Consider the following 12,426-nt stretch of genomic DNA (forward strand, 5'->3'; position numbering starts at 1 on the left):
TGGGAGCAAATTCCCGCTGTACTCTCCGGGGCATTCATGTAGTCTGTATATATTACCGAACGGCCGGTCAGTAATGTTGGTCCATCCGACATTCGACCGTGCCGCTTTCATGTGCCTCGGAAGGACCCGTCGACGATGACCACTACAGCAGTCGCCCCGGAAACCACAGACGTTGCCACCGTCCCCAGCTACGTTCAGGACGCGTGGTGGACCCCGGCGCCCGAAGCCAAGACCGTGCCCGTGCGTGATGCCAGCACCGGCGAAGTCCTGGCCAACGTGAGCACCGACGGCCTGGACCTTGCCGCCGTCGTGAATTACGGACGCACCACGGGCCAAGCGGAACTCGGCAAACTGACGTTCCACCAGCGGGCCCTCAAGCTCAAGGAGCTGGCCCAGTACCTGAACGGCCGCCGCGAAGAGCTCTACGCCCAGTCCTCGCAGTCCGGCGCCACCAAGATCGACAACATGATCGACATCGACGGCGGCATCGGCGTGCTCTTCACGTTCGGTTCCAAGGGCCGGCGTGAACTGCCCAACTCGCAGGTGATCGTGGACGGTCCCATGGAGGTCCTGTCCAAGGACGGTTCGTTCGCCGGCGAGCACATCTACACCCGCATTCCCGGCGTAGCCGTCCAGATCAACGCCTTCAACTTCCCGGTCTGGGGGATGCTGGAGAAGTTTGCGCCGTCCTTCCTTGCCGGCGTGCCAACCATCGTTAAGCCGGCAACGCCCACGGGCTATGTCGCCGCGGCTGCCGTCAAGGCTATCGTCGAATCCGGCATCCTTCCCGCAGGTTCGCTCCAGCTGATCTCCGGTTCTGCCCGCACGCTCCTGGACGAACTCGACTACCGCGACCTCGTGTCCTTCACCGGTTCCGCCGCAACGGCCAAGTCGCTGAAATCGCACCCCAACGTGGTGCAGGGCGGCGTCCGCTTCACCTCGGAGACGGACTCGCTGAACGCGGCCATCCTCGGCCCCGACGCCGTCCCCGGCACCCCCGAGTTCGACGCTTTCGTCAAGGCCGTCGTCACCGAGATGACCGTCAAGGCGGGCCAGAAGTGCACCGCCATCCGCCGCGTGCTCGTCCCCAAGGAGCTGACCTCCGAGGTCGCCGCAGCCATCGGCGCCCGCATCAACGAACGCGTTGTGGTCGGTGACCCGCGCGCCGAAGGCGTCACCATGGGTGCCCTCGCGTCGCTGGAGCAGCTCGCCGATGTTCGCGCGGCCGTCCAGTCAATGCTCGACGCCGGGGGTGAGCTTGCGTACGGAAGCCTCGATTCGCCGTCGGTCACCTCCGTCGGCGGCACCGTCGGCGTAGTGGAGGACGGCGCCTTCATGGCTCCGGTGCTTCTCAGCTGGGCTGACGCGGAAGCCGAAGAAGTTCACTCCCTCGAAGCCTTCGGGCCCGTTTCTTCCGTACTTGGGTACACCGACCTCGCCGACGCAGTGCGCCTCGCTGCCCGCGGTTCCGGCTCGCTGGTGGCCTCCGTATGCACCAACGATCCCACAGTGGCCCGTGAATTGGTTACCGGAATCGCAGCCCACCACGGCCGTGTCCACATGCTCAACCGCGAAGACGCACGCTCTTCCACCGGCCACGGTTCCCCCGTTCCGCACCTGGTCCACGGCGGCCCCGGCCGCGCAGGCGGCGGCGAAGAACTGGGCGGCATCCGCTCCGTGCTGCACCACATGCAGCGCACGGCCATCCAGGGTTCGCCGAACATGCTCACCGCCGTCACCGGCCAGTGGCACACCGGTGCCGACCGGAACTTCACCATCGAAACCGAAGGTGAGCACCCCTTCCGCAAGCATTTGTCCACCCTGCGGATCGGCGATGCTGTTCGTTCCGAGCTCCGCGAGGTCACCCTGGAGGACATCACGGCCTTCGCAAACTCCACCGGCGACACCTTTTACGCGCACACCAACCAGGAAGCCGCCGAGGCCAACCCCTTCTTCCCGGGCATCGTGGCGCACGGTTACCTGCTCCTGAGCTGGGCCGCGGGTCTGTTCGTGGAGCCGGCTCCGGGTCCCGTCCTGGCCAACTACGGCCTGGAGAACCTGCGCTTCATCACGCCGGTTGCCGCGGGCGACTCCATCCGGGTGACCCTGACCGCCAAGAAGATCACGCCGCGTGAAACGGACGAGTACGGCGAGGTTGCCTGGGATGCAGTCCTGACCAACCAGAACGACGACATCGTAGCCACCTACGACGTCCTCACCCTCGTGGAGAAATAACCCTCTATCGCTTCCCGCGGGGTTTGGGGGGTTCCTCTATCGCTTCCCGCCGCGAACGACGAAACGCTCTCCCAACAAGGAGAGCGTTTTGTCGTTAATCTTTATAGCTGGTATTCGGCCTGCTGCCCGAGCGTTTCGTGGATGCAGAGGATGTTGTTCTCCGTGTCCATAAACCAAGCGCATTTCTCGGCTTCAGTAGTGCAAATATGGTTTTCCGTCTTGAGGCCGGGCTCGTCATAGTCCTGGAATGAAACGCCCCTGGCTTCCATTTCAGCGACCAATCGCTCGATGTCGTGGACCTCAAAACTCAGTGCGGTATGGCTTGAGTGCATGCCATCCGTGATGGGCAGCAACTGCAGCATCGCGCCGCCGTCGATGCCGAACAAATCATTTCCGTCCCAGGTTTTCCCACGGTGTGGCAGGCCGAGCTTTTCCGCGTAAAAAGCGTGCGCGCGGCTCATGTCATCGACGGGCAGGACAGTTGTGGCTGTGTTGAGGGCTAGTTGCATGATGGCCACCTCCTACGCTGAAAATCCTACGCTTGCAACGGCTCCGGAGACCTTAAGAATTTCTGTCGCGTCCGGGGCGGGTCGGGAAGTGATAGAGGAACGCGGGGAGGGTTCGGGAGGTGATAGAGGGACGCCGGGGAGGGTTCGGGTGGTGATAGAGGGACGCCGGGAAGGCGGCGGGTGGTGATAGAGGGGCGCCGGGAAGGCGGCGGGTGGTGATAGAGGGGCGCCGGGAAGGGGGCGGGAGGTGATAGAGGGTCAGGCGGCGGCGTGGAGGCCGTCGAAAGCCATGGTGATCACGTCGTCCGCAAGCTTCTCCGGGGACAGCGAGCCGCCGGGCTTGTACCACTCCACGATCGAGTTGATGGTGCCGAACAGGAGCCTCGTGACCGTGCGGGGATCAATGTCCTGCCGCAGCGAGCCGTCCTCGCGCGCAGCCGAGATGAGCGCAGCCACCTTATGGTCAAATGCACGACGGCGTTCCAAAGCGTCGCGCTCAATGTCGGTGTTCCCGCGCAGGCGCAGGAGCAGCGTGACGAAGGGGAGCCGTTCCACGAGCACTGCGATGGTCTGCCGCAGCACGAATTCCAAGCGGGCATCGGCGGGGCCGGTCATGGCCTCGGGTTGCTCCAGGATGGCCTCCAGGCCGCCCAGGGCGTGGTCCAGGGCAAGCTTCAGGAGGTCGCCCTTGGAGGGGACGTGGTGGTAGATGGCCGACTTCGAGATTCCGAGGTTTTCGGCCAGGATGCCCATGGACGTTGCGTCGTACCCGTGGCGGTTGAAGACGTCGACGGCGATGCGGAGCACCGACTGCTGGTCGTAACCGGGCCGTCCGCGCTTGGAGGTTGTCTCAGTTGGCATGGTGGCATTTTCTCACGATCAGTGGGCGGACCTGTCAAACCGAAGACGCCCCGTGAAGTACACGGGGCGTCACCGGGAAGACTAGGCCTTGGGGCGAAGGTCGTAGATGCGGCGGAGCTTGCCGTTGGAGCGTTCAAGCGAGCCGGGCTCAACGACGTCCACTACGCACGATGACCCGACGTGAATCTTGATCTGCTCGCGCAAGGCGTGTGCCGCCGTCGTGCCTGCTTCAACCGGAACGTTCTCGCGGCGCTCGATCCGCACCGTCAGGGAGTCCATGCGCTTGCCTTCGGGCCGCGTGAGCTCGAGCTGGAAGTGGGGGCTGAGCTCCGGGATCCTCAAAGCGATTTCCTCGATCTGGGACGGGAACAGGTTCACGCCGCGGAGGATGATCATGTCGTCACTGCGGCCGGTGATGCGTCCCATGCGGCGGTGGGCCGGACGGGCCGTGCCGGGGAGCAGGCGCGTGAGGTCCTTGGTGCGGTACCGGATGATCGGCAGCGCTTCCTTGGTCAGGGACGTGAACACGAGCTCGCCCGGTTCGCCGTCACCCAGGACGCGAGTGTGGTCGAACGGGTCGATGATTTCGGGGCGGAAGTGGTCTTCCCAGATGTGGCATCCGTCCTGGGTTTCCACGGCTTCGCCGGCGACGCCGGGGCCCATGACCTCGGAGAGCCCGTAGATGTCGCAGGCCTTGATGTCCATGGTGACTTCGAGTTCGCGGCGCATCTCCTCGGTCCACGGCTCGGCGCCGAGGACGGCGTACTTGAGCGACGTCGACTTGGGGTCGATGCCCTGCTGGGCCATGGCGTCGGCGATGGTCAGCAAGTACGTGGGCGTGGCCAGGATGGCATCCGGCTCGAAGTCCTGGATGAGCTGGATCTGGCGCTCGGTCTGGCCGCCGGACATGGGGATGACTGTGCAGCCGAGGGCTTCGGCGCCGGCGTGTGCGCCGAGGCCGCCCGTGAACAGGCCGTAGCCGTAGGCGTTGTGGACCTTCATGCCGGGGCGCACGCCCGAGGCGCGCAGCGAGCGGGCAACCAGCGTGGCCCAGTTGGCGAGGTCGTTCTTGGTGTAGCCCACCACGGTGGGGCGGCCGGTGGTGCCGGAGCTCGCGTGGATGCGGGCAACCTGGTCCTGCGGGACGGCGAACATGCCGAACGGGTACTCCAGGCGGAGGTCTTCCTTGGTGGTGAAGGGGAACTTGCCAAGATCGCCCAGTTCGCGCAGATCGCTGGGGTGGACGCCGGCTTCGTCGAACTTGCGCTTGTAGAGCGGCACGCGGTCGTAGGCGTAGGCGACAGTGTGCTGGAGGCGGCTGAGCTGCAGGGCCTCAAGCTCGTCGCGGGAGATGGTTTCCTCGCGGTCCAGTCCGGGAACAGCGGCTGCCTCCGGGGTGGCTGTTGCGGCGACGGTGTTCTGTGTCATGGCTTCCTACTTCTTGGAGATGGTGCGGCTGCGGCCACGGAACTCTGCAATGAGTTCGCCGGGTTCGGTGATGGTGGGGGAGGAGGACTCGTCAGCCGCGTAGAGCTGGATGTCGTAGAGGCCGCTGCGTCCCGTTGTGGCACGGCGGTTGGCGACGGCGGTGATCACCTGGCCTTCGAAGGCCGGCTTGATGAAGTTGATGTCGACGCCGGATGCAACCGTGATGGTGGCGGCCTCCTCGGGTGTCGGGCTGGCCGGGTTGCAGGCCAGCGCGAAGGCGGTGTCACCGAAGGCGAAGATCATTCCGCCGTGTGCCATGCCGAAGCCGTTGAGCATTTCCTGGCGGAGCTTCATCCTGATGGTGGCGTGTCCGTCGTCGACCTTGAGGACCTCGATGCCCATCCATTCGGACGCATAGTCGTTCGTCAGGATGTGGTGCGAAGCACCGGAGAGGGTTGTTTCAACCATGCGTCATTGCCTCCAGCTTTATTTACCGAATGTTCATTAGGTAATCCCAGATCGCGCCACGTGTCAAGACTGGACAAAGCTCCAAGGCCTGAACTGGACATCCTTTCGGACCGGCACTGTAGCCTCGAAGACATGCCCGATATCGCGCTCCCGATCATCACCAAACGCCTCATCCTGCGGCGGTTCGAGGCCGAGGACCTGGAACGCTTCCACGCCTACCAGTCCCTCCCGGAGACCGCGCGGTTCCTTTTGCGCCCGCCCCTGAGCAAGACCAAGGCCATGGAGGTGCTGGGGCGCTACGCGAACTTCGAATTCAAGCAGGAGGGTGACTGGGTCTGCCTGGCGATCGAGCGGCAGGATGAGCCGGGGCTGCTGGGCGAGGTGGTGCTGAAGTGGTTGGAAGGGCCGGGGCAGGCAGAGGTTGGCTGGATCCTGCATCCTGAAGCGAGGGGCCAGGGAATCGCCACGGAGGCCGCGGAAGCCGTGCTGGACCTGGCCTTCGGACTCCTCGCCTTCCATCGCGTCGACGCCAAGCTGGACGCCCTCAACCACGGTTCCGCGGCGATCTGCAAGCGTATTGGCATGCGGCTGGAGGCGTCCCTCGTGGACATCTGGCACTACAAGGGGCAGTGGGCCACCGAGAACATCTACGCCATCCTCGACTCCGAGTGGCGTGCCCGGCGCAACGGCGAGTAGCCGCAAACCACCAGTTGGCAACCAAGCCGGCAGGCCGCCGTCGTGCTCCTAGTCCGCCACCGGCCAGGTCTTGTGGTGCTTTAGCTGCTCAGTGAGTATTTCCTCCGATAGTGGCCTGCTGAAGTAGTAACCCTGCCCGCTGGTGCAGCCGATGCTGAGCAGGTACCGGGCCTGGTCCTCGGTCTCGATGCCCTCCCACACGGCGCCGAGCCCGCAAGCGCGGATGAGCTGCAGCACGGCGGCCAGCAGCGCGGGTTGGGCGGGATCGCTGCCGAGGGCCGAGAGTAGCGAGCGGTCCACTTTGACGGCGTGGACGGGCAGCCGGCGGAGATAGTCGATGGAGGAGTAGCCGGTGCCGAAATCGTCGATCTCCATGCCGACACCGAGCCGTTCCAGGCTGCTGAGCGTGTAGCGGTCGAGGTCGTTGCCTTGGATCACGGCGCTTTCGGTCAGCTCGAGGACCAGCAATGTGGGGTCGAGCTTGGCTGTGGACAGCGCGTCCCGGACGTCCTCCACGAATTCGAGCCGCTGCAGGTCCGCGGCGGAGACATTGATGCGCATGTTGAAGTTGTGGTGCGCTGTGAGGGGATCGTTGCGCCAGCGCTGCAACTGCTCGACGGCGGTGCGCAGCACCCAGCCGCCCAGGTCGGAGATGAGACCCGTTTCCTCGGCGATCGGAATGAACTCGTCCGGCATCACCATCCCGCGCGTGGGATGGTTCCAGCGGACCAGGGCTTCCACGCCCTCGATTTCGCGGGTGTCCAACCGGACGATGGGTTGGTAGAACAGCACCAACTGGTTGCCGGAGATGGCTTCCTTGAGCTCGGTGACCAGCTGGTTCCTCAGCTGCCGGGCATGCAGCATGGCCGGTTGGAATGACTTGAGCCGGCCGCGGCCCTCGGCTTTGGACTCGTACATGGCGATGTCCGCTTCCATCATGATTTCCTGGGCGCTCTGCCCGGGAGCGGCCATGCGAAGCCCCATGCTCGCTCCGCAACGCACGTGGTGGCCCTCGATTTCCATGATGCCGTCGACGGCGGCAAGCACCCGGTTGCCGATCGATGCGGCAATCGCCTGGGTCACGTCGTGCAAGAGGATGGCGAATTCGTCCCCTCCCATGCGGGCGACGATGTCTTCGTCCCGCACTGCGCCGGTGATGCGCCCGGCCACTGTTTCGAGGACCTTGTCGCCGATGGTGTGGCCCAGGGAGTCGTTGATGCCTTTGAAGCCGTTCATGTCCAGCAGGAGGATGGCCGGGCGCTGCCCCTGTGCGGCGGCTTTTTCCTGGGCGTCGGTGAGTGCCGTGGTGAAGGCTGAACGGTTACTGAGGCCGGTGAGGGAGTCCGTCATGGCCATGTGCTGCATCTCGCGGTGCGCCTCATGTAGCTGCCGCGTTCGAGCGGCTACGCGCTGTTCCATTTCCGCGTACGCGATTTGCAGGTCTTCGGCCAGGAGGTTGGTGCCCATGATGACGGCGTCGATCTCGTCCCGGGCGTCCGAGACTTCCATCCGGGCGTCAAGGTCGCCGGCAGCGAGCCTGACGATTCCGTCCAGGAGCTTGCCCAGCCGTGGGTCCTTCCCGGCTATTGAGTCCTCCTGCGGCACCTGGTCACCCCCTGTGTTGGCCGCCCCGATCTTTTGCAGCACTGCCAACATTATCGCGGAGGTAGTCATGCACGGCAGAACTGCGCTCGGGCAGGGCTGATTGGTCGAAGAGGCTCGCGGACTTGTCGAACACCGCTTCGGCATCGTCCAGGCGGCCCAGTGCCAGCAGGGTCCTGCCGAGAAGGAAGTGTGCTTCGGCGGCTGTCTGGGTGGCAAGGATGGAGGATTGTGCACAGAGCGGCTCGAGGATGGCCAGGGCTTCCTGCATGTCCTGGTTGAGGTAGTTCCAACGGGCCCGGACCAGCGACATCTCCAAGTGGTCCCGCTCGGAGCCGCCCACGATGTCCGTGGCCATCTCGGCCCGCTCGATGCAGCGCAGGGTGGCAGAATCCAGGAGCTTGGCCTGAAGACGCATCTCGGCCGAGGCCCGGTTGAACCGCGCCCACAGGTCCACGTCCTTGGAGGGGGACAGGCGTTCGGCCGCGAGGTCGTGGTACATCCCGCCGTCGGCAACCCTGTCCGCGAGGAACGCGACGTTGCCGATGACCCAATAGCCCTTGCCTGCAGTGTCTTCGTCAACATCGGCCAGCAGGGTTTCCAGCTGCAGGCATTCGCGCCAGGCGTCCTCGAGCAGCCGGCTTTCGGCCAACGCCGCGATGAGTGCGCGCTGGGCGAGGATCTGGACGTGCAGCAGATCGGGGTCGCCGGCGGCCAGCTTTGCGGAGTCCGAAGCCATGGCAGCAGCCTCGGCCAGACGCCCGAGTCCCTGGAAGGCGACGGCCACCATGGTCCCGGCCTTCGCGCCGCGCTCGGAGGAGGTTGATGTGAGTTGGTGGTTGTTCAGCTCGGTTGCAAGCCGTAGGTATTCTTCGATGCTGCCTTGGTCCCGGCGGCATTCTGCTTGGAGGTAGAGCATTTCCCACCACGTGTCGTCATCCCCGGCGGCACCGGCCAGGTCAGCGGCGTCACCGGCGAGTTCGAAAGCCTCGTCGAATTTTCGCTCTTTCCATTTGGCACGTGCATTGAGCCCTGCTACAACGTGTGATGCCAGGTGGGGACTCTGCATAAACCCATTATCCATGTCATTAGCATTGAAAAGCTCGTATAGTTTGCCCCGTGACATTGTTCAAGTCACACTCTCAAATTCGCATCAGAACGAAAGGGCACAGCGGATGAAGAAATTTGCGGCAACCCTGCTCATGGCGGCAGTCCTGGCAGTTACAGGATTCGCTGCTCCGGCTAACGCCGAGCCGTCGCAGGACTCCACGGCAATCGGCTGGTGGCCGAACAGCGTCACCACCAAGACAAACACCACCAGCATCGGATGGTGGCCGAACTAAATTGGGGGGACGCCTGAAAAGGCCCCATGACGCAATTTGATGCCCCGGGTTGTTACCCGGGGCATCTGTTTTGTTTCGATATGTGTCGCGGATTAGTGACCCTCGCCGTCAGGACGGGCCGGAGTGCTTGACTGGGCTGTCACACGCCGAGGCGGGGGGCAGAAACCGACGACGGCGACACCCGCCTGTTGCTTACGGCCCGCCGACAGGGAGCTCAATGGACACCGTGGTCCCTGCCCCCAGGGTGGAATCTAGGTTCAGCCGCCCCATGTGCCTGCTGATGATGTCGTGTGCGATCGCCAGGCCCAGCCCGCTCCCGGGCACGGCCGCCGACGTTGCGTTTGATGCCCGGTAGAAGCGGGTGAAGATATGGGGCAGATCGTGTTCAGGGATGCCAAGGCCCGTGTCCGCCACGCGCACCAGTGCCGCGTGTCCGCCGTCGTCCGTTTCCTCCAGGACGCTGGTAATCCCGACCCGGCCACCCTCCGGGGTGAACTTGATGGCGTTGGCCACGATGTTGGTGAAGACCTGCTCGAGTTTGGCTTCGTCGGCGGTGACCTCGATGTCTTCGGAGGCTTCAACGTAGGAGATGTCTACGTGCCGGGACTCAGCCAAGGGCCGGAGCGTGGCGACAACAACCTGCAGCAGTTTGTCCACATCCACGGGTTTGAGGTCCAGGTTGCTGCCGTCCTGCATGGAGACCGTCAGCATGTCCTCGATCAGCCGCCGCAGCCGGTCCGAGTTCCGGGCAATGACGTCCAGCATCTTCTTGATGCCGTCGGGGACCGGGCCGCCTGAGCCGTCGCGGATCATGTCCAGGTAGGCGGTGATGGACGTCAGGGGAGTCCGGAGTTCGTGGTTGACGGTGGCCAGGAAGTCCGTCTTGGCCTTGTCCAGCTGCCTCAGCTGCTGCAGGACCCGTTGCTGGGCGCTGATGAGGTGGCCCTGGATGAGTCCGTGGGCAACGTTCCCGGCCACGTGCTGCATCAGTGAGAGTTCGGGGCGGGTCCAGTCATGGATCCGGTTCACGGTGCACAGGAGGACCACGCCCAGTGCCGAGGCGCCCTCACCAACAGGGAGGATGACCGTGGAGACGGGCTGGAGTTCCGGGGACCATTCGAGCAGGGCCTGGGTGATCCTGGAATCGGGTTCCTCCCGGTGGTCCAGGACTGTCATGGCGTCCGCTTCGGTCCACAGACGGTTGGACAGCTCCGCGATGGCGTTCTCGCTGTTGCCGAGCTTGGCGGGAAGCTGTTTGGTGCCGGGGGCGTTCCACTGCGCCCGGATGGAGGGGACGCGCTCGTCACGGAACGTTGCGAACCAGACGTGGTCCACGCCCAACGCTTCGCCGAAACCCCGGACTACGTGGTCGGCAATGAGCTGGGGGTCGTTGGTTTCACGGATCGCGGCGGACACGTTGCGCAGGCTTTCCCGCAGGGCCTCCATGTGGTTGCGGGAGCGGGAGCGTTCCCTGGACCTACCGATGAGGGTGTTGACCCTGTGAACCAGCTCGTCCCGGCGGACGGGGTTGATGACGTAATCCACCACCCGCCACGCTTCTGCTTCCTCGAGGTCCACGGAATCCCCGGCGTTCAGCAGCAGCAGGACGGGGATCCCGGGGCTGCGTAGTCCGTGGGCGAGGGCGTTCTCCACCACCACGATCGAGGGGTGGTTGTGTTCGAGGCTGATGGCCAGTGAATCAGGGTTTGAAGCAGGGAAAACCTGGAAGCCGGCAGCGGTGAGGGCGGCCGACGTCGTCGTCAACCGTTCCACGTCCGAATCCAGCACCACGGCCGTGAGCGGAACGTGCTGTACTTCGGCTCCGTTGTGAACCACTGAGCCCCTTCCGTTACAACTTTTGTTCCACGGTTTTACCAGATGTTGCACACCTTATCAGCGCATCCGCAGGTCACGGCCCGGCATGGCCAATTGGGTCGCGTCACGCCTCTTTACTTTGGGCACGCGCTCGGCAAGTGTTGATGTGTCGGGGGAGGAACCAGCGGTGCCCCGGTTACGAATATGTCGAGGAGCACGGTGGAGCAGGAAGCAGCATCCCAGGATTACCAGCCCGTTGATTTTGAACTTGAGTTGGAGGAACCGGGCATTCTTCGGCTGACGTGGCCCCGGGGAGCGAGCATCAAGGAACGGGACGCCCAGCGCGCCATGGACCGCGTGAATGAAATTTGCGGCAAGGACCGGCATCCGATGATCGTGGACATGGCCACTACCAACGATGTCACCCGCGGTGCCAGGTCCGTCTTTGCGAAACCGTGCCAGGCCTCGCGGATCGCATTGTGGGGGTCGTCGCCGGTGGACAGGGTGATCGCCAATTTCTTCATCGGCATCATGAAGCCCCCGTGCCCCACCAAATTTTTCACGGACGAAACAGAAGCTCTCAACTGGCTGATCAACGCGTAGGCGCCCATATATTGGAAGGATGCTGACCGCTTTCCGCAAGTACCTGCTGGTTCCGCGCCTCATCAGGCTGTCCTCCGGGGCGCCCAAGGACCCGCAGACCGCATGGGACCAATACTGGGGCAAGGTACGTTCCACGGGGGCCGACGGCGATGTCCTCTGGGACTCGGGCAGCAGCCATGAAGCAGAAAGCTACCTGCCCAAACTTGCCTTGCTGGATGCGGACCTTCCGTTGGTGGACGTCGGCTGCGGCAACGGCAGCTTCACCCGCTACTTCGCCCCGTACTTCCCGCACGCTGTGGGCGTGGACTACTCGGCAAACGCCGTTGAGCGGGCGCGGCGCGAATCGCATGAGTGCCCGACGACGTCGTTCGCCGTTGCGGACCTCACGGCACCCGGCGCGTGGCGAACCGTAGGGACGGCGCTGGAAGAGGCAGGCTTCAGCGGAGACGCCAACGTGTTCATCCGCGGCGTGCTCCATGTCCTGGACCGGAAGGGCCGGGCTGCTTTGGCAGCGAACTTGCTGCCGGTCGTGGGCCGGCGTGGGACGGTGTTCCTCGCGGAAACCAATTTCCGCGGCACCCCCGTGGACTACGTCAGCCACCTTGGCGCGACGCGGCATTCCATTCCCGCGCCGCTGGAGTGGGCCATCCGTGGCCTTCCCATGCCCGGGCGCTTCGGTGCCGCTCAACGGCGCAAGGCGTTTCCGCCGTCGGACTGGGACTTGGTGGAGGAGGGTGCGGCGAACATCGAAACCCGGCCACTCAGCAACCCCGGGCGCCCGGACGTGATCCCCGGCTATTTCGCCATCCTCCGCCCCCACCAACCCAAGTAGGTCGCATTTGTGCGCGTTTTGACGGCTCTAAACG

At 64.3% G+C, this 12,426-nt stretch carries 12 protein-coding genes; 5 read left to right on the forward strand and 7 right to left on the reverse strand.

Annotated elements, in window-relative coordinates:
• Window positions 1-135 precede the first annotated feature (135 nt).
• A complete protein-coding gene (gene paaZ, locus HMI59_RS04920; protein ID WP_193592998.1) occupies window positions 136-2,235 on the forward strand; it encodes a phenylacetic acid degradation bifunctional protein PaaZ in 2,100 nt (699 codons plus the stop codon).
• A gap of 101 nt (window positions 2,236-2,336) precedes the next feature.
• Here paaZ and HMI59_RS04925 read toward each other — a convergent pair whose 3' ends face one another.
• The 4 genes from HMI59_RS04925 to HMI59_RS04940 form a co-directional block, all read right to left on the reverse strand.
• On the reverse strand, window positions 2,337-2,744 hold the full coding sequence (locus HMI59_RS04925; protein WP_166186645.1) for a VOC family protein: 408 nt from the start codon (window positions 2,742-2,744) through the stop codon (window positions 2,337-2,339).
• A 258-nt stretch (window positions 2,745-3,002) separates the two neighbouring features.
• Complete coding sequence (locus HMI59_RS04930) at window positions 3,003-3,605, reverse strand: TetR/AcrR family transcriptional regulator (protein WP_021473867.1); 603 nt, start codon at window positions 3,603-3,605, stop codon at window positions 3,003-3,005.
• An 81-nt stretch (window positions 3,606-3,686) separates the two neighbouring features.
• Complete coding sequence (gene paaK, locus HMI59_RS04935) at window positions 3,687-5,033, reverse strand: phenylacetate--CoA ligase PaaK (protein ID WP_021473868.1); 1,347 nt, start codon at window positions 5,031-5,033, stop codon at window positions 3,687-3,689.
• Window positions 5,034-5,039: 6 nt separating this feature from the next.
• Window positions 5,040-5,501, reverse strand: a complete 462-nt coding sequence (locus tag HMI59_RS04940; protein ID WP_021473869.1) for a hotdog fold thioesterase — start codon at window positions 5,499-5,501, stop codon at window positions 5,040-5,042.
• 132 nt (window positions 5,502-5,633) lie between these two features.
• Between HMI59_RS04940 and HMI59_RS04945 the strand changes: the two genes are divergently transcribed.
• Window positions 5,634-6,197, forward strand: coding sequence for a GNAT family N-acetyltransferase (locus HMI59_RS04945; protein WP_021473870.1), 564 nt, complete (start codon window positions 5,634-5,636; stop codon window positions 6,195-6,197).
• A gap of 48 nt (window positions 6,198-6,245) precedes the next feature.
• Here the strand turns inward: HMI59_RS04945 and HMI59_RS04950 are convergent, their stop codons facing one another.
• Window positions 6,246-7,802, reverse strand: a complete 1,557-nt coding sequence (locus HMI59_RS04950) for a bifunctional diguanylate cyclase/phosphodiesterase (protein ID WP_227471617.1) — start codon at window positions 7,800-7,802, stop codon at window positions 6,246-6,248.
• Between the two features lie 4 nt (window positions 7,803-7,806).
• On the reverse strand, window positions 7,807-8,868 hold the full coding sequence (locus HMI59_RS04955) for a hypothetical protein (protein ID WP_193592999.1): 1,062 nt from the start codon (window positions 8,866-8,868) through the stop codon (window positions 7,807-7,809).
• Window positions 8,869-8,974: 106 nt separating this feature from the next.
• On the opposite strand from HMI59_RS04955, the gene HMI59_RS04960 reads away from it, so the two are divergent.
• On the forward strand, window positions 8,975-9,142 hold the full coding sequence (locus HMI59_RS04960) for a hypothetical protein (protein WP_021473873.1): 168 nt from the start codon (window positions 8,975-8,977) through the stop codon (window positions 9,140-9,142).
• 192 nt (window positions 9,143-9,334) lie between these two features.
• On the opposite strand, the gene HMI59_RS04965 is transcribed toward HMI59_RS04960, so the two are convergent.
• Window positions 9,335-10,978 (reverse strand): ATP-binding protein, encoded by a 1,644-nt coding sequence (locus HMI59_RS04965; protein WP_193593000.1) that lies wholly within the window; start codon window positions 10,976-10,978, stop codon window positions 9,335-9,337.
• 183 nt (window positions 10,979-11,161) lie between these two features.
• Here HMI59_RS04965 and HMI59_RS04970 point away from each other — a divergent pair, with 183 nt between their 5' ends.
• Entirely contained in the window at window positions 11,162-11,560 is a 399-nt protein-coding gene (locus HMI59_RS04970; RefSeq protein ID WP_193593001.1) for an STAS/SEC14 domain-containing protein, read from the forward strand.
• 19 nt (window positions 11,561-11,579) lie between these two features.
• Complete coding sequence (locus HMI59_RS04975; RefSeq protein ID WP_193593002.1) at window positions 11,580-12,392, forward strand: class I SAM-dependent methyltransferase; 813 nt, start codon at window positions 11,580-11,582, stop codon at window positions 12,390-12,392.
• Window positions 12,393-12,426 lie beyond the last annotated feature (34 nt).

Source organism: Paenarthrobacter sp. YJN-5, assembly GCF_015040095.1.
Lineage (GTDB): Bacteria > Actinomycetota > Actinomycetes > Actinomycetales > Micrococcaceae > Arthrobacter > Arthrobacter ureafaciens.